At 69.2% G+C, this 22699-nt stretch carries 25 protein-coding genes; 18 read left to right on the plus strand and 7 right to left on the minus strand.

Annotated elements, in window-relative coordinates:
• Positions 1-45: 45 nt before the first annotated feature.
• A complete protein-coding gene (lepB, locus tag P5P86_RS04945; RefSeq protein ID WP_280610186.1) occupies positions 46-765 on the minus strand; it encodes a signal peptidase I in 720 nt (239 codons plus the stop codon).
• A gap of 55 nt (positions 766-820) precedes the next feature.
• On the opposite strand from lepB, the gene P5P86_RS04950 reads away from it, so the two are divergent.
• From P5P86_RS04950 to P5P86_RS04965, 4 genes are read left to right on the plus strand one after another with little or no spacing between them, the layout of a single operon-like run.
• Complete coding sequence (locus tag P5P86_RS04950) at positions 821-1450, plus strand: HAD family hydrolase (protein WP_280610187.1); 630 nt, start codon at positions 821-823, stop codon at positions 1448-1450.
• A gap of 39 nt (positions 1451-1489) precedes the next feature.
• Entirely contained in the window at positions 1490-2635 is a 1146-nt protein-coding gene (locus P5P86_RS04955) for a hypothetical protein (RefSeq protein WP_280610188.1), read from the plus strand.
• 11 nt (positions 2636-2646) lie between these two features.
• Positions 2647-3345, plus strand: a complete 699-nt coding sequence (locus P5P86_RS04960; protein WP_280610190.1) for a M50 family metallopeptidase — start codon at positions 2647-2649, stop codon at positions 3343-3345.
• A gap of 57 nt (positions 3346-3402) precedes the next feature.
• Positions 3403-3801: a cold-shock protein gene (locus P5P86_RS04965; protein WP_280610191.1), complete on the plus strand. Its 399-nt coding sequence runs from the start codon at positions 3403-3405 to the stop codon at positions 3799-3801.
• 46 nt (positions 3802-3847) lie between these two features.
• Here the strand turns inward: P5P86_RS04965 and P5P86_RS04970 are convergent, their stop codons facing one another.
• On the minus strand, positions 3848-5290 hold the full coding sequence (locus tag P5P86_RS04970; protein ID WP_280610192.1) for an MFS transporter: 1443 nt from the start codon (positions 5288-5290) through the stop codon (positions 3848-3850).
• 31 nt (positions 5291-5321) lie between these two features.
• Here P5P86_RS04970 and P5P86_RS04975 point away from each other — a divergent pair, with 31 nt between their 5' ends.
• Positions 5322-6101: a DUF3027 domain-containing protein gene (locus P5P86_RS04975; RefSeq protein ID WP_280610193.1), complete on the plus strand. Its 780-nt coding sequence runs from the start codon at positions 5322-5324 to the stop codon at positions 6099-6101.
• Between the two features lie 22 nt (positions 6102-6123).
• On the opposite strand, the gene P5P86_RS04980 is transcribed toward P5P86_RS04975, so the two are convergent.
• Positions 6124-6363 carry a DUF2530 domain-containing protein gene (locus P5P86_RS04980; RefSeq protein WP_280610194.1) on the minus strand — a complete coding sequence of 80 codons (240 nt, stop codon included), beginning with the start codon at positions 6361-6363 and terminating at the stop codon, positions 6124-6126.
• Between the two features lie 56 nt (positions 6364-6419).
• On the opposite strand from P5P86_RS04980, the gene P5P86_RS04985 reads away from it, so the two are divergent.
• From P5P86_RS04985 to tuf, 6 genes are all read left to right on the plus strand, one after another.
• Entirely contained in the window at positions 6420-6863 is a 444-nt protein-coding gene (locus P5P86_RS04985; RefSeq protein ID WP_280610195.1) for a MarR family transcriptional regulator, read from the plus strand.
• Complete coding sequence (locus P5P86_RS04990; RefSeq protein WP_280610196.1) at positions 6860-8164, plus strand: MFS transporter; 1305 nt, start codon at positions 6860-6862, stop codon at positions 8162-8164. Before P5P86_RS04985 ends, P5P86_RS04990 begins: the two co-directional genes overlap by 4 nt.
• A gap of 177 nt (positions 8165-8341) precedes the next feature.
• Positions 8342-8713: a 30S ribosomal protein S12 gene (rpsL, locus tag P5P86_RS04995; protein ID WP_280610197.1), complete on the plus strand. Its 372-nt coding sequence runs from the start codon at positions 8342-8344 to the stop codon at positions 8711-8713.
• Position 8714: 1 nt separating this feature from the next.
• The gene (rpsG, locus tag P5P86_RS05000) at positions 8715-9185 is read left to right on the plus strand and encodes a 30S ribosomal protein S7 (RefSeq protein ID WP_280610198.1); all 471 of its coding nucleotides are present in this window, start codon (positions 8715-8717) and stop codon (positions 9183-9185) included.
• Between the two features lie 125 nt (positions 9186-9310).
• On the plus strand, positions 9311-11383 hold the full coding sequence (fusA, locus tag P5P86_RS05005; protein ID WP_280611211.1) for an elongation factor G: 2073 nt from the start codon (positions 9311-9313) through the stop codon (positions 11381-11383).
• Between the two features lie 70 nt (positions 11384-11453).
• A complete protein-coding gene (gene tuf / locus P5P86_RS05010; RefSeq protein ID WP_280610199.1) occupies positions 11454-12647 on the plus strand; it encodes an elongation factor Tu in 1194 nt (397 codons plus the stop codon).
• 150 nt (positions 12648-12797) lie between these two features.
• Here tuf and P5P86_RS05015 read toward each other — a convergent pair whose 3' ends face one another.
• Positions 12798-13580 carry a family 16 glycosylhydrolase gene (locus P5P86_RS05015; RefSeq protein ID WP_280610200.1) on the minus strand — a complete coding sequence of 261 codons (783 nt, stop codon included), beginning with the start codon at positions 13578-13580 and terminating at the stop codon, positions 12798-12800.
• Between the two features lie 53 nt (positions 13581-13633).
• On the opposite strand from P5P86_RS05015, the gene trmB reads away from it, so the two are divergent.
• Positions 13634-14350, plus strand: a complete 717-nt coding sequence (gene trmB, locus P5P86_RS05020) for a tRNA (guanosine(46)-N7)-methyltransferase TrmB (protein WP_280610201.1) — start codon at positions 13634-13636, stop codon at positions 14348-14350.
• Positions 14351-14424: 74 nt separating this feature from the next.
• A complete protein-coding gene (locus P5P86_RS05025) occupies positions 14425-15801 on the plus strand; it encodes a GH1 family beta-glucosidase (protein ID WP_280610202.1) in 1377 nt (458 codons plus the stop codon).
• A gap of 78 nt (positions 15802-15879) precedes the next feature.
• Here P5P86_RS05025 and P5P86_RS05030 read toward each other — a convergent pair whose 3' ends face one another.
• The 3 genes from P5P86_RS05030 to P5P86_RS05040 all read right to left on the minus strand — a co-directional run bounded on the left by P5P86_RS05030 (position 15880) and on the right by P5P86_RS05040 (position 19258).
• Entirely contained in the window at positions 15880-16815 is a 936-nt protein-coding gene (locus tag P5P86_RS05030; protein WP_280610203.1) for a carbohydrate ABC transporter permease, read from the minus strand.
• Positions 16812-17768 (minus strand): carbohydrate ABC transporter permease, encoded by a 957-nt coding sequence (locus tag P5P86_RS05035; protein WP_280610204.1) that lies wholly within the window; start codon positions 17766-17768, stop codon positions 16812-16814. Before P5P86_RS05035 ends, P5P86_RS05030 begins: the two co-directional genes overlap by 4 nt.
• A 104-nt stretch (positions 17769-17872) precedes the next feature.
• Positions 17873-19258, minus strand: a complete 1386-nt coding sequence (locus tag P5P86_RS05040) for an ABC transporter substrate-binding protein (protein ID WP_280610205.1) — start codon at positions 19256-19258, stop codon at positions 17873-17875.
• A 580-nt stretch (positions 19259-19838) separates the two neighbouring features.
• Between P5P86_RS05040 and rpsJ the strand changes: the two genes are divergently transcribed.
• The 5 genes from rpsJ to rplB are packed head-to-tail and all read left to right on the plus strand — an operon-like array spanning position 19839 to position 22697.
• On the plus strand, positions 19839-20147 hold the full coding sequence (gene rpsJ / locus P5P86_RS05045) for a 30S ribosomal protein S10 (RefSeq protein ID WP_008360994.1): 309 nt from the start codon (positions 19839-19841) through the stop codon (positions 20145-20147).
• Between the two features lie 11 nt (positions 20148-20158).
• Complete coding sequence (rplC, locus tag P5P86_RS05050) at positions 20159-20830, plus strand: 50S ribosomal protein L3 (RefSeq protein WP_280610206.1); 672 nt, start codon at positions 20159-20161, stop codon at positions 20828-20830.
• A gap of 2 nt (positions 20831-20832) precedes the next feature.
• Positions 20833-21525 carry a 50S ribosomal protein L4 gene (rplD, locus tag P5P86_RS05055; RefSeq protein WP_280610208.1) on the plus strand — a complete coding sequence of 231 codons (693 nt, stop codon included), beginning with the start codon at positions 20833-20835 and terminating at the stop codon, positions 21523-21525.
• Between the two features lie 2 nt (positions 21526-21527).
• Positions 21528-21833 carry a 50S ribosomal protein L23 gene (gene rplW / locus P5P86_RS05060; protein WP_017932855.1) on the plus strand — a complete coding sequence of 102 codons (306 nt, stop codon included), beginning with the start codon at positions 21528-21530 and terminating at the stop codon, positions 21831-21833.
• Between the two features lie 27 nt (positions 21834-21860).
• Positions 21861-22697 (plus strand): 50S ribosomal protein L2, encoded by an 837-nt coding sequence (gene rplB / locus P5P86_RS05065; RefSeq protein WP_280610209.1) that lies wholly within the window; start codon positions 21861-21863, stop codon positions 22695-22697.
• Positions 22698-22699 lie beyond the last annotated feature (2 nt).

Raw genomic sequence — 22699 nt, forward strand, 5'->3', positions numbered from 1 at the left:
CGTCGGGGACCACCCCGGTGTGCCGGCTCGCGAACGGCCCAGGGCCTACGGGCTGGCGACCTTGGAGAAGTCAGCGGGGCGCTTGATCCACTTCGCGTCGCCGGCCGGCCACACCAACGAGAACACCTTGCCGACGACGTCGGAGACCGGCACGAAGGCGTTCTGGGGGTTGCAGCTGGCCGCCTGATCGGCGGTGCAGAGGTGGTAGGAGCTGTCGGCGGACTCGCTGCGGTTGTCGCCCATCACGAACAGCTTCCCCGAGGGCACGGTGGCGCTCCAGCCCTTGCAGCCGGCCATCGGTCCGTTGCACGCGCTCTGGGGTGCGATGTAGCCGTCCTCGTCCAGCGGAGTGCCGTTGACGCTGATCCGGCCCTCCGCGTCGCAGCAGACGACCTTGTCGCCGGCGACGCCGATGACACGCTTCACCAGATGGCCGCCGGTCGGGTAGAGCCCGATCTTGGCCAGCACGGTCGCCATCGGGCCGCTGGGCTTGGCGTCGTCGGCGGCGGTCAGCCAGCCACCCGGGTCCTTGAACACGATGATGTCGCCGCGGCTGGGACCGTGCCCGAACCAGTAGGACGGCTTCTCCACCAGGATCCGGTCGTTGACCTGCAGCCCGGGCTCCATCGATCCCGACGGGATGTAGAACGCCTGGACGAAGAACGTCTTGACCCCCACGGCCAGCACGACAGCCACCAGCACCAGCACCACCGTTTCGATGACGACCTTCGCCGGACCGGACCTCTTCGTCTCGTCTCGCGTCACGTCGGGGACCCTATCCGCCACCTGGTCGGCCGAGGCGACGAACTACCCTGAAGGCATGTCGAGCACGTCGCGAACCGTTCAGCTGGTGGTCGGCTTCGACCTCGACATGACGCTGATCGACACCGCCCCGGGGTTCCGCGACGTGTTGGTCGCGCTCAGCTCCGAGCTCGGCGTCGAGCTGCCCGTCGTGGAGCTCACCGCGAAGCTCGGGCCGCCCCTGGACCTCCTGCTCGAGCCGTACGTCGAGGCGGACCGCATGGCGGCCGCCATCGATCGGTTCCGGGCGCTCTACCCGTCCTACGCGGTGACGGGGACTCCGGCTCTCGGCGGCGCGCGGGAGGCGCTCGCGGCGGTCACCGACCGCGGCGGCCGGGTGCTGGTGGTGACGGGGAAGTTCGCCCGCAACGCCCGGCTCCACCTCGACCACCTCGATCTGGTCGCCGACCATCTCGAGGGCGAGGTCTGGGGTGTGGGCAAGGCCGCTGTGCTCAGGCGCGAGGGCGCGAGCATCTACGTGGGCGACCACATCCACGACGTCGAGGGTGCCCTCGCGGCCGGCGTCACCAGCGTCAGCGTGCTCACCGGCGGCTGCACCCGGGCCGAGCTGGTCGATGCCGGCACCGATGTCGTGCTCGAGTCGCTGCACGAGTTCCCGGCGTGGCTCGAGGACCATCTCGCCCGCTAGTTCCTTTACTCGCAGGCAGCCGGCTGGCAGGCTGCGGTCATGTTCAGCGTTGGCAAGCTCCTCCGCGTTCTGTCCGTTGCCGCCGTCGCAGCGGGATCGCTGGCGATGGGCTCGGCCGCGGACGCCGCGGGTGCGTCGACCTTCCGAGAAGTGAACATCCTCTCGGGTTCCCCGAGCTATCTCGTCTACGAGACCGTCGCGACGCGCATCCATCGCAACGGCTCGAGGACGAGTACGGCGACGCTGTCCTACATCGCGGCCCGCGGGAAGCCGCACGCGCTGGCGACCGGCGTCTCGTGGACGGGTCGTTCGGTGCTGCAGGCGGGTTCCACGGTCGTCTACGCCGACCCCTCCGTCCGCGGCGATTGGCGCTGGCGGGACCTCTCCACCGGGGCCTCGGGCTCGGTGCCGGCGCAGGTGCGGCTGCCCGGGACCGCGCCGCACGGCTGGGCGGGCACCGGCCACGTGGTGGCGGCCGCCCCCGATGGCTGGATCCTCACCCGCGACATCGTGGCCTCCACACCGTCGGCCCAGATCGCCCCGACCGACGGGTTCTTCCTCCAGCACGCCGACGGCGCGATCACCGCGCTCGGCGTACCGGCGCGCGGCTCGACGGCCAACGCGACGAGCTCGGCGCTCGTCGCGTTCGACGCGGGCTACCGCGAGGGTCAGACCCGTGGGGCCTCGTTGATGACCTTCGCCTCACCCGGCAGCTACGTGCCACTCGGCCCGGTCGGCAGCCTGCTGCACTGCGCCAGCGCCAGTGCGACCCGCGTCGCCTGCGCCGAGTACGACCAGACCTCGAAGCGCCTGGCCTATCAGGGCATCGCGGTCTTCGATGCCGCAGGCCACACCGTGCTCAGGGAGACCAACAGGTGTGCGGTGGACTCCTACGCCAGCGCCCAGGGGCCGTACGCGCTGTTCGGCAAGGGCCTCGCCTGGGTGAGTGCCCATCGCAGCGGCGGCCTCTGGGGCGGGAAGGGACGGCACTGCGCCACCCACCGGTTGATCGTGCGCACGGCCGCCGGCAGGCTCGTGCACGAGCCCGGCCGCTACGTCGGCAACCCGGTCGCGGCGCTCGGTGGCGTCGTGGTCGGCAACCAGGCGGCCGGACCGGCGAGCTCCTCGGAGCTGGTGCTGTTCACCTCCGCCCACCACCACCGCACGCTGGTGAGCGCCCGCTAGCATCCCGCCCCATGATCGGGCTGTGGCAGCACCTCACCGCCACCCAGCCGGTCCCGGACGTGCGCTGGGTGGTGGGCTGCGGCGTCGCCGCGCTCGCGCTGGTGGGCTGGCAGCGCACCTGGCCGTGGATCCGGCTGGCCGTCACGGTCGTCCACGAGGCAGGTCACGCATCGGTCGCGGTGCTGGTCGGCCGTCGCCTGGCCGGGATCAAGGTCCACTCCGACACCTCCGGGGTCACGGTCTCCCGTGGCCGCCCGCGCGGGCCGGGGATGGTCGTGATGCTGATGGCCGGCTACCTCGCCCCCGCCGTACTCGGGCTGGTGGCGGCCCTGCTGTTCAGCCACGGCCACGCGCTGGCGCTGCTGTGGCTGCTGATCGTCGTCCTGGTCGGGGTGCTGGTGTGGGTGCGCAACGGCTACGGCCTGCTCACCGTCGTCGTCCTGGGTGCGGGACTCGCCGCCGTGACCCGGTACGCCGGCGCGCACACGCAGGCCGTCCTCGCCTGTCTGGTCGCCTGGGTCCTGCTGCTGGCGGCGCCGCGGCCGCTGGTGGACCTGCTGCGGCGCTCGGCGGGGGGTCGGCGCGGCTCGGATCCCGACCAGCTGGCCCGGCTGACCCGGGTGCCCACGGTGCTGTGGATCCTGCTGCTCCTGATCGCCAACCTTGCGGGCCTGGCCGTGGGTGGCGCGACGCTGGTCCCGCGCCTGTAGGCTTTTGCGGCCCCGATGTGACGGGGCAGACGTACCGAGCAAGAAGAGGTTGGTTCCGTGCCCACTGGCAAGGTGAAGTGGTTCGACGCAGACAAGGGCTTCGGCTTCCTGTCGCAGGACGGCGGCCCCGACGTGTACGTCCACGCCGAGGCGCTGCCCGAGGGCACGGCCAAGACGCTGAAGGCCGGCACCCGGGTGGAGTTCGGCATCGCCCAGGGCCGCCGCGGGGACCAGGCGCTCCAGGTCCGCATCCTGGAGGCGCCCAAGTCGGTGGCGCGCAACCAGCGGGCCGCCCAGCGGCGCAAGCCCGAGGAGATGGTCCTCATCGTCGAGAACGTCATCAAGCTGCTCGACGACATCCGCGAGGGCTACGAGCACGGCCGTCCGCCGACGCGCGAGCTCGCCAAGAAGGTCAGCCCCGCGCTGCGCTCGATCGCCGACGAGTTCGAGCTCTGAGGCCGCCTCGTCGGTCCCGGCCGGCGGGTCGGAGCCCGCGGCGGCCTCAGAGCCGCTCGTCGACCTCCTCCAGCCGGGGTCGGTGCGAGAGCACGTGGATGGCCCACGCCGTCAGCACGGCGAACGCCACGTAGAGGCCCAGGTGCTGGTGTGGCGTCAGGGCGATGCCCACGAAGCCGCCCACCACCCACGCGAGTTGACAGGTGGTGTCGGACCGCGCGAACGCGCTGGTCTGCACCCGTGCCGGCACGTCCTGCTGGATGCTGGAGTCCAAGGCGAACTTGGCCAGCGCGGCGCCCCCGCCCGCGACCAGGCCGAGGGCGAGCAGGGTGAGCACGTTCGCGCGTACGGCGGTGAGCAGCACGACAGCGCTGCCGGCGATCAGGACCACCGCCAGGGTCAGCCGCGGGTTGACCCGACGCAGCAGCGAGGCGAGCACCGTGCCGAGGAAGTTGCCCGCCCCGGCGCCGCCGGCCACCAGGCCGAGCACGAGCGTGGAGTTCCAGGTCGGGAGCGGGTGGTGGGGGCCCTGCAGCAGGAACGCCATGAACATCAGGAGGAAGCCGGAGAGGAACTTCGGTCCGCAGTTGGCGCGCAGGGCGTAGGCGACCGTCTGCGGCACCCGCAGGGTTCCGCCGCCGTGGTCGGCGGGCTGTGTCGCGTCGCTGCGGAAGGTCATCGTGCCCTCGCCCTCGCTGTGGTCCACCTTCGCCGGCAGCCGGATGGCGAGCACCGTCGCGACGACGAACAGCACCGTCGCGTAGCGCAGCACCCAGGCCGCCCCGAGGAGCGAGCACAGGCCGGCGATCGGCGCGGAGACAGCGACGCCCACCATGCCGGCCATCGACACCCGTCCGTTGGTCTTCACCAGCGTGAAGCCCTGCGGGATCAGGCGCGGCGTCGCGGCGGCGCGCGTGACGCCGTACGCCTTGGAGAGCACCAGCACGAGCAGGGCGGCCGGATACATCATCACCGACTGGTGGGGGAGTGCGCCGGCGAGGATCCAGCAGAAGAACGCACGCGCCGCCATCGTGATGCCGATCGCCCAGCGCCGGCCGTGGGAGAAGCGGTCCAGCAACGGGCCGAGCAACGGCGCCACGACGGCGAAGGGCACCATCGTCAGGCCCAGGAAGAGCGCCACGTGGCCGCGGGCACTCCACGACGCGCCGGCTGCGGCGTCGCTCGCGGAGAAGAACAGCGAACCCGCCAGGGAGATCGCGACGGCGGCGTCGCCGGCGGTGTTGAAGGCGTGCATCTCCAGCAGGCGGTTCAGGCCCGACTTGTCGGCTCCCTGCGCGTCGGCCGCCCGGCGCGCCTGGGTGACCGCGTAGCGGCCGAACCCGCGCAGGCCGCGCCCGGTGGCCGCCATCCCGCGCGCCGTCGCCCGGGCGGCACCTGCCGCCCGGTGGGCCCCGGAGACTGCGTCGTCGTCGTACGCGTCCTGCGGACCCGGGTGCGGATCTCGCCAACGCTGCTCGTCCGAGGTCATGCGCTCCATTCTTCACGTCTAGGATAGGCGCGTGACCAGCACCGCCACGCCGTACGCCGGCCCGGACGTCCTGACCGCCGTCGAGGACGCCCGTGCCGCGCTCGTCGCCGACCTCGGGCGCGATGCCGCCGACGTCGGTGAGCACCTGGCCCACGTCGTCGAGAGCGCCGGCGTCGTCACCCACCTGTTCGCCTGCACCCGCAAGGGGTACGTCGGGTGGCGCTGGTCGGTCACCGTGGCGCAGGTGGAGGACGGTCCGGTCACCGTCGACGAGCTGGTCCTCATCCCGGGCGAGGAGGCCATCGTGGCCCCGGCCTGGGTGCCCTACCGCGAGCGGATCAAGCCCGGCGACCTCTCGCCCGGCGACCTGCTGCCCGTCGGCGACGACGATCCTCGCCTGGTGCCGACCTACTCCTTCGGCGACGACCCGCTGGACCCGGACGCCAAGGCGCAGGTGCGCCAGGTCGCCCAGGAGCTCGGCCTGGGTCGGGTCCGCACGCTCAGCCCGGAGGGACACGACGCGGCGGCCGAGCGCTGGTACGAGGGCGAGAGCGGGCCGCTGGCCCCGATCGCGCAGGCCGCGCCGCACCACTGCCACAGCTGTGGCTTCCTGATGCGGATCGCCGGGCATCTGGCGCCGTACTTCGGGGTGTGCGCCAACGGCGACGCGAACGACGACGGCCGGGTGGTGAGCATGGACCACGGTTGTGGCGCGCACTCGGAGGTTCGGCTGTCGAAGAAGCAGGAGCCGCTGCCCGTCCCCGAGCCGGTGGTGGACACCATCACCCCCGACGACCTCGAGGGCTTCTAGCGGCGTGGTCCGCGGCTGAGGCTCAGCCGCGGTTGCGAGCGCGCCGGCGGCGGCAGTACTCCACCCCGAGAGCCCCGAGCCCGAATCCGGCCAGGCACGTCCACAGCCACCATCCGTGGCCGTCCTCGCGCAGCCGGCCGTAGAACGGCAGCATGCCGAGGAAGGCGACCAGCCAGACCAGGGTGCCGACCTCGACCGCGCGCACCCCGTCCACGTCGAGGGGCGGTACGTCGGGGACCGGTCGCCGGGGCTGGTGCTGCACGCGCACACCGTAGCGCGCAGGAATAGTTAGCATCGGTAATGAGTTAACCTCACGATATGACTTCTTCGGGTGCTTCGAGCAGCGACGCCGGCCTGGCCAGCGACCTGCGGCTCTCGGTGATGCGGCTGCGTCGGCGGTTGGTCTCCGAGCGCCATCCCGACAACGACCTGTCGATCGGCGCGATGTCAGTGCTCGCCGGGCTCGAGCGCTTCGGCGACATGACGCTCGGCGCCCTGGCCCAGCGCGAGCGGGTGCAGCCGCCGAGCATGACCCGCACGGTCAACTGCCTGGAGGACGGCGGTTACGCCGTGCGGCAGCCCAGTGACACCGACCGCCGCCAGGTGGTCGTCTCGCTGACCGACAGGGGCCGAGAGACCCTGCTGGCCGACCGTGCCCGCCGCAACGAGTGGCTGGCCCAGCGGCTGGCCGACCTGACCGACGCGGAGCGCGCCATCCTGCGCGACGCCGCCCCCATCCTCGAAAGGATCGCCCACGAGTGAGCCCTACGTTCCGAGCCCTGCGCAACCCCAACTACCGCCTGTACCTGGTGGGGAGCGTCGTCTCCAACACCGGTACCTGGCTGCAGCGCACCGCTCAGGACTGGCTCGTGCTCAAGCCCCTGCACGGCGGCGGCACCGACCTGGGTGTCGTCACGGCCCTGCAGTTCCTGCCGGTCCTGCTGCTGACGCCGTACGCCGGGGTCGTCGCCGACCGCTTCCCCAAGCGCCGCATGCTGCAGCTGACCCAGCTGTCGATGGCGGCGGCCTCGCTGCTGCTCGGTGTCCTCGCCCTCTCGGGCGCGGCGCAGATCTGGATGGTCTACGTCCTCAGCTTCGTCTTCGGTGTCGGCGCCGCCTTCGACGTGCCCGCCCGGCAGTCGTTCGTCTCCGAGATGGTCGGGCCTGACGACCTGACCAACGCGGTGGGCCTCAACTCGGCTGCGTTCAACACCGCGCGCATCGTCGGTCCGGCCCTGGCCGGCCTCCTCATCGCCGCGTTCGGCGGGGGAGCGACGGCGACCGGCATCGTCATCCTGCTCAACGCCGTCTCCTACCTGGCCGTGATCGTCCAGCTGGAGCGGATGAACACCGCGCTGCTGCGGATCGTGCCGAGTCGCGTGCGCGGGCGTGGGGCGCTGATGGACGGGGTGCGCTACGTCCGCACGCAGCCCACCATGCTGTTCGTGCTGGTGCTGGTGTTCTTCGCCGGCACGTTCGGCATGAACTTCCAGCTCACCTCCTCGCTGATGGCGACCCAGGTCTTCGGCAAGGGCGCCGGCGAGTTCGGCCTGCTCGGCTCGACGCTGGCGATCGGCTCGTTGGCCGGGGCGCTGCTCGCCGCCCGGCGCACCACCATCCCGCTGCGGCTGCTGGCGTTCGCCGCGACCGGGTTCGGGGTCGCGGAGATCGTCGCGGGCAGCCTCCCGTCGTACGTTGCCTTCGCGATCTTCTCCCCGGTCATCGGGTTCTGCACGATCACGCTGCTGAACAGCTCCAACGCCACCATCCAGGTCACCTCGGACCCGGCGATGCGGGGCCGCTCGATGGCCCTCTACATGACGGTCGTGCAGGGCGGTACGCCGATCGGGGCGCCGTTGATCGGGTGGGTCGGCCAGGCTTGCGGTGCGCGCTGGACGCTGTGGGTGGGCGGCTCGATGGTCCTGCTCGGCGTGGTGCTGGCGATCGCGCTCCTCGCCCGCCTGCGAGGCGGCCTCTCCAGCGTTTTGACCCCCCTGAACCCGCCCGGTAGCCTTGTGAATCGTGTCTGGGACGACCAGGCCGTCGCGCGTGCTCGGAAGTAGGGCCTCGGATCAGGATCGAGGCTCCCGGGGACGCACGCCACGCTGAGACAGGGCGACACGCCCGACCTCGGGGGTGAGGCGGGACCGGTCGGTAGTGCACCACTCGGACACGAATCGCACGAGTCCTTCGCGGCAGGTCGTCGCGTCGTGAGAGCAGAAAAGAAGGGGAACCACCAGGTGCCCACCATTCAGCAGTTGGTCCGCAAGGGCCGCCAGGACAAGGCGTCGAAGACCAAGACGCCTGCCCTGAAGGGGTCTCCGCAGCGCCGTGGCGTCTGCACCCGCGTCTACACCACCACGCCGAAGAAGCCGAACTCCGCGCTCCGTAAGGTCGCCCGCGTGCGCCTGTCGAGCGGCGTCGAGGTCACCGCTTACATCCCCGGTGTGGGTCACAACCTGCAGGAGCACTCGATCGTGCTCGTCCGCGGCGGCCGTGTGAAGGACCTTCCCGGCGTCCGCTACAAGATCATCCGTGGCACCCTCGACACGCAGGGTGTGAAGAACCGCAAGCAGGCCCGGTCGCGTTACGGCGCCAAGAAGGAGAAGTGAGATGCCTCGTAAGGGTCCCGCTCCCAAGCGTCCGATCGACGTCGACCCGGTCTACGGCTCGCAGCTGGTCACCCAGCTGGTGAGCAAGGTGCTGCAGGACGGCAAGAAGCAGGTCGCCCAGCGCATCGTCTACACCGCCCTGGAGGGTTGCCGCGAGAAGACCGGCACCGACCCCGTCGTGACGCTCAAGCGCGCGATGGACAACGTGAAGCCGGCCATCGAGGTCAAGTCCCGCCGCGTCGGCGGCGCGACCTACCAGGTCCCGATCGAGGTCAAGGGCACGCGCGGCACCACGCTCGCGCTGCGCTGGCTGGTCGGCTACGCCCAGGACCGTCGCGAGAAGACGATGGCCGAGCGCCTCATGAACGAGATCCTCGACGCGAGCAACGGCCTCGGCGCCGCTGTGAAGAAGCGCGAGGACACCCACAAGATGGCCGAGTCCAACAAGGCCTTCGCGCACTACCGCTGGTGACCTAAGGGCAGGGGCCCGAGCGCGGGCCCCTGCTCCACCTGCTCCACCCAAGACTTCAAAGGAACGCTGACACAGTGGCTGTCGACATCACCACGGACCTCAAGTCCGTCCGCAACATCGGCATCATGGCGCACATCGATGCCGGTAAGACCACCACCACCGAGCGCATCCTGTTCTACACCGGTATCTCCTACAAGATCGGTGAGGTCCACGAGGGCGCTGCCACGATGGACTGGATGGAGCAGGAGCAGGAGCGCGGCATCACCATCACGTCCGCCGCGACGACCTGCTGGTGGAAGAACCACCAGATCAACATCATCGACACGCCCGGCCACGTCGACTTCACCGTCGAGGTGGAGCGCGCCCTGCGCGTCCTCGACGGCGCTGTCGCCGTCTTCGACGGTGTCGCCGGTGTCGAGCCGCAGTCGCAGACCGTGTGGCGCCAGGCGAACAAGTACTCCGTGCCGCGGATGTGCTTCGTCAACAAGCTCGACCGGACCGGTGCCGACTTCTACCGCGTGGTCGACTCGATCGTCGAGCGCCTGAACTCCACGCCGCTCGTGCTGCAGATCCCGATCGGCGCCGAGGGCGACTTCATCGGCGTCGTCGACCTGGTCGAGCAGAACGCCAAGGTCTGGCGCGGCGAGACCCAGCAGGGCGAGGACTACGTGGTCGAGGAGATCCCGGCCGACCTCGCCGACAAGGCCGCCGAGTACCGCGAGAAGCTCGTGGAGACGCTGGCCGAGGCCGACGACGAGATCATGGAGACCTACCTGGAGGACGGTGACGTCTTCGACGTGCCCACCCTCAAGGCGGCCATCCGTCGCGCGACCCTCGCCGACAAGCTCAACCCGATCCTCACCGGCACCGCCTTCAAGAACAAGGGCGTCCAGCCGCTGCTCGACGCGATCGTCGACTACCTGCCCTCGCCGGTGGACGTCGAGGCGATCGTCGGCCACAAGCCGAACGCCGAGGAGACCCCGGAGAACGAGATCACCCGCAAGCCGGCCGACGACCAGCCCTTTTCGGGCCTGGCCTTCAAGATCGCCTCCGACCCGCACCTGGGCAAGCTGATCTACGTCCGCGTCTACTCGGGCAAGCTCGAGGCGGGTGCCACCGTCCTGAACGCCTCCAACGGCAAGAAGGAGCGGATCGGCAAGGTCTACCAGATGCACGCCAACAAGCGCGAGGAGATCGCGTCGGTGGGTGCTGGCCAGATCGTCGCCGTGATGGGTCTGAAGGACACCAAGACCGGTCACACCCTCTCCGACCCGGCCAACCCGGTCGTGCTCGAGTCGATGACGTTCCCGGCCCCGGTGATCGAGGTCGCCATCGAGCCGAAGACGAAGTCGGACCAGGAGAAGCTCGGCGTCGCCATCCAGCGTCTCGCCGAGGAGGACCCCACCTTCGTGGTCAAGACCGACGAGGAGACCGGCCAGACCATCATCGCCGGCATGGGCGAGCTCCACCTGGAGATCCTCGTCGACCGGATGAAGCGTGAGTTCAAGGTCGAGGCGACCGTCGGCAAGCCGCAGGTGGCCTACCGCGAGACGATCCGCCAGAAGGTCGCGAACCACAGCTACACCCACAAGAAGCAGACCGGTGGTTCGGGTCAGTTCGCGAAGGTCGTCATCTCGGTCGAGCCGAACATCGACCCCGAGACCGGTACCGGTGCGGGCTACGAGTTCGTCAACGCCGTCACGGGTGGTCGCGTCCCGCGCGAGTACATCCCGTCGGTCGACAACGGCGGCCAGGAGGCCATGGAGTTCGGCGTCCTCGCCGGCTACCCCATGGTCGACGTCAAGTTCACCCTTGAGGACGGCGCCTACCACGACGTCGACTCCTCGGAGCTGGCGTTCAAGATCGCCGGCAACCAGGCCTTCAAGGAGGCCGCGCGGCAGGCCAAGCCGGTCCTGCTCGAGCCGATGTTCGCCGTCGAGGTGACGACCCCCGAGAACTTCCTCGGTACCGTCATCGGTGACATCAACTCCCGTCGCGGCCAGATCCGTGCGCAGGAGGAGCGTTTCGGCGACATCGTCGTCAGCGCGCTCGTCCCGCTGTCCGAGATGTTCGGGTACGTCGGTGACCTCCGGTCCAAGACCAGTGGTCAGGCGTCGTACTCGATGGAGTTCGACTCGTACGCCGAGGTTCCCACGAACATCGCCGACGAGATCATCAAGAAGGCTCGCGGCGAGTAATCGTCCGGGGCTTCGGCACCATCCACTCTCAGTACGAGTCAAGTAACAAAACACACCAGGAGGAGCCCCAGTGGCTAAGGCGAAGTTCGAGCGGACCAAGCCGCACGTCAACATCGGCACCATCGGTCACATCGACCACGGTAAGACGACGCTGACCGCGGCGATCACCAAGGTGCTGCACGACGCTTACCCGGAGATCAACCCCTTCACGCCGTTCGACGAGATCGACAAGGCTCCGGAGGAGCGCCAGCGCGGTATCACGATCTCGATCGCGCACGTCGAGTACCAGACCGAGGCGCGCCACTACGCGCACGTCGACTGCCCCGGTCACGCGGACTACATCAAGAACATGATCACCGGTGCGGCACAGATGGACGGCGCGATCCTCGTGGTCGCCGCCACCGACGGCCCGATGCCGCAGACCCGTGAGCACGTGCTGCTCGCGCGCCAGGTCGGCGTGCCGGCCCTGGTCGTCGCCCTGAACAAGTGCGACATGGTCGACGACGAGGAGCTCATCGAGCTCGTCGAGATGGAGGTGCGCGAGCTCCTCAACGAGTACGAGTTCCCGGGCGACGACATCCCGGTCGTGCGCGTTGCTGCCTTCCCGGCGCTGAACGGCGACGAGAAGTGGGGCAAGTCGGTCCTCGAGCTCATGGCCGCGGTCGACGAGTACATCCCGACCCCCGAGCGTGACACCGACAAGCCGTTCCTCATGCCCGTCGAGGACGTCTTCACGATCACCGGTCGTGGCACCGTCATCACCGGTCGTATCGAGCGCGGCATCGTCAAGGTCGGCGAGGAGGTCGAGATCGTCGGCATCCGCGAGACCTCGCAGAAGTCGACCGTCACCGGCGTCGAGATGTTCCGCAAGCTGCTCGACGAGGGCCAGGCCGGCGAGAACGTCGGTCTGCTCCTCCGCGGCACCAAGCGCGAGGATGTCGAGCGCGGCATGGTCGTGATCAAGCCGGGCACGACCACCCCGCACACGCAGTTCGAGGCCTCGGTCTACATCCTCTCCAAGGAGGAGGGCGGCCGTCACACGCCGTTCTTCAACAACTACCGCCCGCAGTTCTACTTCCGTACCACGGACGTGACGGGCGTGGTGACCCTCCCCGAGGGCACCGAGATGGTCATGCCGGGTGACAACACCGAGATGTCGGTCGAGCTCATCCAGCCCATCGCCATGGACGAGGGCCTGCGCTTCGCGATCCGTGAGGGTGGCCGCACCGTCGGTGCCGGCCGCGTCACCAAGATCAACAAGTGATCTGAACAAGAGGCGCCGAAGCTACGGCTTCGGCGCCTCTTGGCATGCGTGGGGGAGTGCGGGCGATCGGTCCTTCCCCTCCTACGCACCGCAGCGACGAAGAACCCCCGAGCCGGACGGCTCGGGGGTTCTTCGTCGCTGGGTCGGTCCTCAGCAGGCGTCGGCGTACGTGGTCTTGTGCGGTCGTGGCGCGGCGGTCGACTTGGTGTCGGGCTTGCGCAGCGTCCAGTAGCGCAGCCAGTCCATCTGCATGCGGGCCGGGTCCATCCGCTCTCCCTGGGTGGCCTGCAGCCGGAACCGCACGGTCATCGGTGCACCCGACAGCGCCGCGGGGCGGGTCTCGGTGGCCACGACGTGGGCGTCGACGAACCATGAGATCCGCTTGCCCGTGACTTCGACGGCGAAGGTGTGCCAGTGGTCGCCGGTGAAGGACTGCCCCCGCGGTCGCACCGTCGTGGTGAACGCCAGGTTCGGGAGCGCGTTGATGGCGAGACCGGCCTTGTTCTGACCCGCCTTCTGGTCCTCGAACGTGAGGTCCTGGGCGCCGCAGTGCCGCCCGCTGCGAGCGACGGGCACCAGCGAGGTCTGCAGCCGGTAGGCGGTGTGTGCGGTGCCGTACTGCCGCCCGCGCCAGCGGATCTCCCAGCGCCCTCGAGCGTGACCTGCTCCATCCAGGGTGGCGGTGACGTCGCCACTGCGGCCGCCGAGCAGCGTGAGCATGCCGTTCTGCGTGCGCACGTCGCCCCGGGTCCGCCACTGCGGCCCGAGGGGGCCGACGAACTCGTAGCGCTTGGCGACCGGGTACCAGCCGAACGTGTTGCCGGCGTGCACGGGCCCGGGGACCGGCGCCGCGGAGGCGGGAGCGGCGAGCAGCGGCAGGGCCAGCAGCCCGGCCGCGGCCGCCGCGGGGCGGGTGAGTCGTTCCGAGAACATCGCGCCAGGCTACCCAGGCACGCGGTCCCGGCCACATCCTGGACAATGGCTCCATGCCTGGTGCCGTCGACCCTGCCCGCCCCGGAGTCCGCCTCACCGACGACGGGCGCCCCGTGCGTGAGGTGGTCAGCTACACCCGGCGGGGCGGTCGTCTCACGCCGGCACAGCAGCAGGCCTGGGACGCCCGTGCGCGGGAGTGGGTCGTCCCCGAGGAGGACGTCGCCGCCGACGGGTTCAGCTGGTCGGAGCGCTTCGGTCGGGACGCAGCGATCCTGGTCGAGATCGGCTCCGGCGTGGGGGAGGCCCTGGCGACGGTGGCCCGCCCCGAGCACAACGTCATCGGGATCGAGGTGTGGAAGCCGGGTGTCGCCGACACCCTGCGGCGTCTGGAGAAGGCCGGGATCGACAACGTCCGGATGTGCAGCGTCGATGCGGTCTGGGTCCTCGAGCACACGCTGGCGCCGGGGCAGCTGAGCGAGCTGTGGACCTTCTTCCCGGATCCGTGGCACAAGGCGCGACACCACAAGCGCCGGCTGGTGAGCCCGTCGTTCGCCCGCCTGGTCGCCTCGCGGCTGGCCCCGGGCGGTGTCTGGAGGCTCGCGACCGACTGGGCGGACTACGCCGATCAGATGGTCGAGGTGCTCGATGCGGAACCGGCCCTGTCCGGGGGCGTCGTTCCCCGCTGGTCGGAGCGACCGCAGACGAAGTTCGAGCGCAAGGGCGCGGCCAAGGACCGCCGCATCGCCGACCTGGCCTACGTGCGCGTCTGAGCCGGCCGGAAGCGGGTCAGGATTCGTCGACAGCGGATATGGGAGCGCTCCCATTTTCCCGCTAGCATGGCGGCATGACCCTCCACCTGCCCGCCGGTCCGGCGCTGTCGTTCGGCGCCGCGAGCGCGTCCTACCAGATCGAGGGCGCCATCGCCGAGGACGGGCGCGGCCCGTCGATCTGGGACACCTTCACCCAGGTGCCCGGGGCGACGAAGGACGGCAAGGACGGCTCGCTCGCCTGCGACTCCTACCACCGCTACCGCGAGGATGTGGATCTCGTCGCCGAGCTGGGCGCGGATCTCTACCGCTTCTCGGTGGCGTGGCCGCGCGTCATCCCCACCGGTGACGGGGCGGTGGAGCCTCGAGGTCTGGCGTACTACGACCGGCTCGTCGACGCGCTGCTGGAGCGGGGCGTCACCCCGACCGGGACGTTCTACCACTGGGACCTGCCGCAGATCCTGGAGGACAGGGGCGGCTGGCTGGTCCGCGACACCGCCTACGCCTTCGCCGACTACGCGATGGTCGTGCACGAGCATCTCGGTGACCGGGTCAAGGTCTGGGCGACCCACAACGAGCCCTGGTGCGCCGCCTACCTCGGCTACGCCGCCGGCATCCACGCACCCGGCCGTCGGGAGGGTGGCGACGCCCACCGGGCGGCCCACCACCTCCTGCTGGGTCACGGGCTGGCCGCCGAGCGCCTGCACGCGGCCGGCTGCCAGGACGTGGGCATCGTGCTCAACCTCGCCCCGGTATGGCCCGAGGCGGAGGTCGACCCGGCGGCCGCCGACGGCATCGATGCCATCCGCAACCGGGTCTGGCTCGGCCCCCTCGTCGACGGCGCGTATGACGCCGGCCTCCTGCGCGTCGCTCCGGTCCTCGCCGAGGCCGACCTCGTCCGGCCCGGCGACCTCGACTTGATCCGCGGCTCGGCCGACTGGATGGGCGTCAACTACTACACCCCGGTCCGTCCCGGCCCCGCGCAACCGACGCCGGCAGGGGAGACGCGGCACCCGGAGACCGATGCCTATCCGGGGGTCGAGCCGGTGACGTTCGTGGTGCGCGAGCCGCGCACCGACATCGGCTGGGAGGTCGACGCCTACGGGCTGGAGGAGCTGCTCCTGGACACCCACAAGCGCACCGGCCTGCCCTTGATGGTCACCGAGAACGGCGCGGCGTACGACGACGCGCTCGTGGTCGAGGTGCCAGGAGTCGGCCGGATCGTGCAGGACGAGGACCGGCGGTCCTACCTCGAGACCCACATCGCCGCGACCGAGCGGGCCCGTGAGGCCGGCGCGGACGTGCGCGGCTACATCGTGTGGACGCTGCTGGACAACTTCGAGTGGGCCGAGGGCTACACGAAGTACTTCGGCATCGTCCATGTGGATCCGCAGAACCAGCAGCGCACGCCGAAGGCGTCCTACCGCTGGCTCCAGGAGCGCTTGCGCGGCTGACCTCCGTTGCCTGCCGTCCCGCGCACAGCGACAGGGCCCGGCACCTCGATCGAGGTGCCGGGCCCTGGTCGTCGCTGCTCAGCCCTTGACGCTGCCCGCGAGCAGGCCGCGGACGAAGAAGCGCTGCATGGCGAGGAAGACGATCAGCGGGATCACCATCGAGACGAACGCACCGGCGGTCAGGAGGGGCCAGTCCTGCCCGCGGGTGCCGGTGAGGTCGGTGAGCGCCTTGGTCAACGGTGGCGTGGACTGGCCGAAGATGATCGCCACCAGCAGGTCGTTCCAGACCCAGAGGAACTGCAGCACCGCGAAGGCGGCGATCGCCGGCATCATCAGCGGGAGCATGATGCGGGCGAAGATCTGCACGTGCCCGGCCCCGTCGACCCGGGCCGACTCCACCAGCTCGCCCGGGATCTCCCGCATGAAGTTGTGCAGCAGGAAGATCGCCAGCGGCAGCGCGAAGATCGTGTGTGAGAGCCAGACCGAATACAACCCGCCCGCCGGCGGGTTCTGCCCGCCGTGGATCGGCATCAGGTTGAACGGCGGCTTGTTGTAGAGCTTCAGCAGCGGGATCAGGCAGACCTGGATCGGCACGATCTGGAGCGCGAAGACCATCACGAACAGGAAGTTCTTGGCCGGGAACCTCATCCAGGCGAAGGCGTAGGCAGCCATCGTGGCCAGGAAGATCGGGATGATCACGGCCGGCAGCGTGATGACGATGGTGTTGACCAGGTTGCCGGTGAGGTCGGTCTGCGAACCCGAGGAGAGCACCTGGCGATAGTTGTCGAGGGTGAAGTGGGGGCTGGTGAAGACATGCCACCACCCGGTCGTCTTCACGTCGGTCTCGGGGCGGAACGAGGAGATCAGCAACCCGGCGGTCGGCACCGTCCACACCACGGCGAGCACGACCGCTGCCAGCGAGGCCCAGGGGGAGGTCAGCGCCTGCTTGGCGGCCGTGGGGGTGGAGATGACGGGCGCCTCGGCCATCGCTCCTTCGGGGATCACGGTCGTCATCGTGCTTCCGCCTTTCGCATCTGTCGGACGTTGTAGATCACGACCGGGCTGACCAGGATGAAGATCAGGACGGCGAGCACCGACGCGGTGCCGTTCTGTCCCTGGGACTGTCGGATGTAGAAGTCGTAGGCCAGCACGTTGGTGTGCCACGCGCCGCCCGCCCCGATGCTCTGCACGATGTCGAAGGCCTTCAGCGTGGTGATCGTGATGGCGGTCAGCACCACGATGATGGTCGGCCTGATGCTCGGCACCGTGATGTAGCGGAACATCTTCCAGCCGCCCACGCCGTCCAGCCGCGCCGCCTCGACGATGTCGGTGGGGATCGCCTTGATCGAGGCGGAGAGGACCGTCATGGCGAAGCCGGTCTGCACCCACACCATGATGGCGATGAGATAGAGGCTGTTCCACGGGGAGTGGCTGAGGTCCTGGTACCAGGAGTGGTCGCCCCCGAGCCCGAGCGCGCCGAAGAGGGCGTTGAGCAGGCCGATCTGCGGCGCGTAGACGAACTTCCAGATGATCGAGGCACCCACCAGCGAGATCGCCATGGGCAGGAAGATCAGCGCCTTGGCGAACCGCTCGAAGGCGGCGCGGTCGATGAGCACGGCGTAGACGAGCCCGATCGCCGTCGCCGCCACCGGGGTGACGACCACCCACAGCGCCGTCGTGCCGAGCACCTTGAGCTCGGCGTTGCTACCGAAGATCTGGTGGTAGTTGTCCAGTCCCACCCATCTCCTGCCGAGGTTGTCCCGGAAGGACCAGATGATGGTGTTGATCGCCGGGTAGAGCAGCCCGACGGCGATGAGGAGGACGGCCGGCAGCAGGAAGGCTGCCGACTGCACGAGCTCGCCTCGGCGCGACCGAAGCCGCTGGGTCAGCAGCAGGATCACGGAGACGACTGCGAAGAAGAGCACGATGGCGATGACCATCTGGAGGAGCTTCTCGCCGGTGGACATGGCACTCCTGGTGTGGTGAGGAGGAAGAAGGCGGGAGGCCGGGTCGTACGGCGGAACCGCACGACCCGGCCTGTGCGCGGATGATCAGCGACGCGCGAGCGCTCTCAGGAGGAGGGCCAGGACGCCTCGATGTTGTCGAGGGTGTCCTTGGTCGACTGGCCGGAGATCCAGTTGATCATCTCCTTCCAGAAGGTCCCCGACCCGACAGCGCCCGGCATGGCGTCGGAGGCGTCGAAGCGGAACACCGCCTTGGGATCGGCCAGCGTCTTCGCGGAGAGCTGGTCGATCGGGCTGGTCAGGTTGTTGACGTCGAGGCCCTTGTTGGCGCTGACCCAGCCGCCGTCCGGCGTGGCCTTGGCCTTCTCGTTCGCCCACACGTCGGTCGACAGGTAGGTCTGGAACGCCTCGGTCGCGGGGTTGTGGTTGAAGGCCACGACGAACTCGCCGCCACCCTCGACCGGCGAGCCCTTGGAGGGGTCGAGGGTCGGCTCGTAGAACGCATACACGTCGCCGTCGGGGCCGACCTTGGTGCCCTTCGGCCAGTTGGCCGCGTAGAAGCCGGCCATCTGCATCATGGCGCACTTGTTCTTCAGGATCGGCAGCCCCGCGTCCCCGAACGCCGTACCGGCGATCGACTTGACGTCACCGATGCCGCCGTTGACGTACTTCGGGTTCTTCAAGATGGTGCCGACCATGTCGAGCGCCTTGGCGACCTGGGGGTCGTTGAACGGGATCTTGTGCGCGACCCACTGGTCGTACACGTCGGGACCGGCCGTGCGGAGCATGAGCTCCTCCAGCCAGTCGGTGCCCGGCCAGCCGGACGCGTCGCCCGACTCGAAGCCGGCGCACCAGGGGGTCGTGCCGGACTTCTGGATCTGGTCGGTCAGCTTCATGAGGTCGTCCCAGGTGGTGGGCACCTTCCACCCGTTCTTGGCGAACGTCGAGGGGGAGTACCACACGAAGGACTTCACGTTGGCGCCGAGCGGGGCGGCGTAGAACGTGCCGTCGACGGTGCCGTAGTTCTTCCAGTCGGTGCTCCAGAACTTGTCGACGTTCGTCTCGACGTCCTTCGGCGGCTTGACCACCGTGCCGGTGTCGACGAGCTGCTTGAGCAGCCCCGGCTGCGGCACGTACGCGACGTCGGGCAGGTCGTTGCCCTGGGCGCGTACGAGCACGTTCTTCTCGAAGTCCTTGTTCGCGTTGTACTTGATCTTGGCGCCGGTGCACTTCTCGAACAGCGCGTAGGAGCGGACCTGGGCGTCACCCTCCGGCGCGGTGATCGAGGTGTAGGCCTCGATCGTCTTGCCGGTCAGGTCGCCGTACTGCGAGAGCTGACTGAGGCCGGAGCACTCCGACAGCTTCGCCCCCGGCCAGGTACCGGACACCTTGGAGCTGTCGTCGTTCGAGCTGGCACAACCGGCGAGGACGAGCGCGGCGCTCGCCACGACGGCAGCAACCGCCGCACTACGACGCGTCTTGCCTGCACGCATCTGCTTACTTCCTCTCATCTGGAGAGCAGCGGTCGGTTGGCCGACCGGGCGTCCGCTCCGTACATCGAAGATGCAATCCGTTCAGGCTCTTGCGGATCAAGGCTCCGAAAGTGCGTGGCCGTCACGGCTGCGTAACGCGCATCACATCAGATTGGGAGCGCTCCCACAAGTGCCCGAGACCAAGCTGTTGCGCCGAATTTGGTCTCAGCGCCGTCGTCTGCCAAGATTCTCTAGTTGCTCCGGCGGGCTGCCGGGGTGCGGCACATCTTGATTACTGAATCGCGTCTCCCCGTCAGGGCCTCCACGAGGCCCGGGGTGTCGGTCGGTGGTCAGTTGTGTCCGCGCCGCACCGGGAGGCCCGATTCGCACCCGACGAACCGTCGGGAGCTGCCGAAACAACCGCAGAGTGGAGATCCTGGTCGAGGGCCAGTGTCGCAGAGTGCTGGCACTCAGTGCGACACGCCCGACCGCGGGGGTCGAAGGTCTGCGGGGCGGCGAGTAGCTGGGCTGGACCGACTCAACCCCGAGGACGTCCTGAGTACGCACGCGGCAACGCAGACGAGAAGGACGAGAGAGACAGATGGCGGGACAGAAGATCCGCATCAGGCTCAAGGCCTATGACCACGAGGTGATCGACACCTCGGCGCGCAAGATCGTGGACACCGTCACCCGCACGGGTGCCAAGGTCGCCGGCCCGGTGCCGCTGCCGACCGAGAAGAACGTGTACTGCGTCATCCGCTCGCCCCACAAGTACAAGGACTCCCGCGAGCACTTCGAGATGCGCACCCACAAGCGCCTCATCGACATCATCGACCCCACCCCGAAGACCGTCGACTCGCTGATGCGGCTTGACCTGCCGGCCGGCGTCGACATCGAGATCAAGCTCTGAGGGCAGACGACATGACGATCGAACGCAACGTGAAGGGCCTGCTGGGCACCAAGCTCGGCATGACCCAGCTCTGGGACGAGAACAACCGCGTCGTCCCTGTCACCGTCATCGCCGCGGGCACCAACGTGGTCACCCAGATCCGCACCCCCGAGACCGACGGCTACAACGCCGTCCAGGTCGGGTTCGGCGAGATCGAGGGCCGCAAGGTGAACAAGCCGCAGGCCGGGCAGTTCGCCAAGGCCGGCACCACCCCGCGGCGCCACGTCGTCGAGATCCGCACCGCCGACGCCTCGTCGTACACCGTGGGCCAGGAGCTCCCGGTCGAGACGTTCGCCGCGGGCCAGGAGATCGACGTCACCGGCACCAGCAAGGGCAAGGGCTTCGCCGGCACGATGAAGCGTCACGGCTTCGCCGGCGTCTCCGCCTCGCACGGTGCCCACCGCAACCACCGCAAGCCGGGTTCGATCGGCGCGTGCGCCACCCCGGGTCGCGTGTTCAAGGGCGTCCGCATGGCCGGCCAGATGGGTACCGACACCGTCACCACCCAGAACCTGACCGTGCACGCCGTCGACGCCGAGAAGGGCCTGATCCTGGTCAAGGGCGCCGTTCCCGGCCCCAAGGGTGGCCTCGTCGTCCTGCGCTCGGCCGCGAAGCTGAACCCGACGTCTGGCAAGGAGGCCTGATCATGGCTCTGAACACTGTCAAGGTCGACCTGCCCGCCGAGATCTTCGACGTTGCCGTCAACGTTCCGCTGATCCACCAGGTCGTCATCGCCCAGCAGGCCGCTGCTCGCCAGGGCACCCACAAGACGAAGAACCGGGGCGAGGTCTCCGGTTCGGGCGTCAAGCCGTTCAAGCAGAAGGGCACCGGCCGCAGCCGCCAGGGTTCGGTCCGTGCGCCCGAGCACCGCGGCGGTGGCGTCGTGCACGGCCCGCAGCCGCGCGACTACAGCCAGCGCACCCCCAAGAAGATGAAGGCCGCCGCGCTCCGCGGTGCCCTCTCGGACCGCGCCCAGAGCGGCCGCGTCCACGTCGTGGAGTTCGCCCTCGAGAAGCCGTCGACCAAGGCGGCCGCCGCCGGTCTCGCCGGCCTGACCGAGCGCACCAAGTTCCTCGTCGTCCTGGACCGCGCCGAGTCGGCCGCGTGGCTCTCGCTGCGCAACCTGCCCGAGGTGCACATCGTCGCCGCCGACCAGCTGAACACCTACGACGTGCTGGCCGCCGACGACGTGGTCTTCTCCACCGCCGCCTACTCCGCCTTCACCGGCGCTGAGGTGACGCTCGCCCCGGCGAAGAAGACCGCTGCGAAGAAGACGGCCGCCAAGAAGGCTCCGGCCAAGGCTGCCGCGGCTGACGAGACCGCTGCCGAGGAGGCCTGAGCATGAGCACGCTGCACTACGACCCGCGCGACATCCTGTTGGCGCCGGTGGTGTCCGAGAAGAGCTACGGCCTCCTCGACGCCAACAAGTACACCTTCATCGTCCGCCCGGACGCCAACAAGACCGAGATCAAGATCGCGGTCGAGAAGGTGTTCAACGTCAAGGTGACCTCGGTCAACACGATCAACCGCAAGGGCAAGACGCGCCGTACGCGCGTCGGTCTCGGCAAGCGCAAGGACACCAAGCGCGCGATCGTGAGCCTGGCCGAGGGCGACCGCATCGACATCTTCGGGGGTCCGGTCTCCTGACCGGGCTGAAGACAAGGACTGACTGACATGGCTATCCGCAAGTACAAGCCGACCACCCCGGGCCGTCGTGGCTCCTCGGTGGCCGACTTCGTCGAGATCACCCGGACGACCCCCGAGAAGTCGCTGACCCGCCCGCTGCCCAAGACGGGTGGCCGCAACAACCAGGGCCGGATCACCACCCGGCACATCGGTGGCGGTCACAAGCGTGCGTACCGCATCATCGACTTCCGTCGCTACGACAAGGACGGGGTCCCGGCCAAGGTCGCTCACATCGAGTACGACCCCAACCGCACCGCTCGCATCGCGCTGCTGCACTACGTGGACGGCGAGAAGCGCTACATCATCGCGCCGAAGGGCATCGAGCAGGGTCAGATCGTGGAGTCGGGCGTCAACGCCGACATCAAGATCGGCAACAACCTGCCGCTGCGCAACATCCCGGTCGGTACGACGATCCACAACATCGAGCTCCGCCCCGGCGGCGGTGCCAAGATGGCTCGCTCGGCCGGCAACTCGGCTCAGCTGGTCGCCCGTGAGGGCACCCGCGCGACGCTGCGTCTGCCCTCGGGTGAGATGCGGTTCGTCGACATCCGCTGCCGTGCCACGGTCGGCGAGGTCGGCAACGCCGAGCAGTCGAACATCAACTGGGGCAAGGCCGGCCGCATGCGCTGGAAGGGCGTCCGCCCGACCGTCCGTGGTGTCGTGATGAACCCGGTCGATCACCCGCACGGTGGTGGTGAGGGCAAGACCTCCGGTGGTCGTAACCCTGTGACCCCGTGGGGCAAGCCCGAGGGCCGCACGCGCAAGCGCAAGGCCTCCGACTCGCAGATCATCCGCCGCCGCAAGAGCGGCAAGGGTAGGAAGTAACC

Origin of the sequence: Nocardioides sp. BP30 (assembly GCF_029873215.1) — a bacterium.
Classification (GTDB): domain Bacteria; phylum Actinomycetota; class Actinomycetes; order Propionibacteriales; family Nocardioidaceae; genus Nocardioides.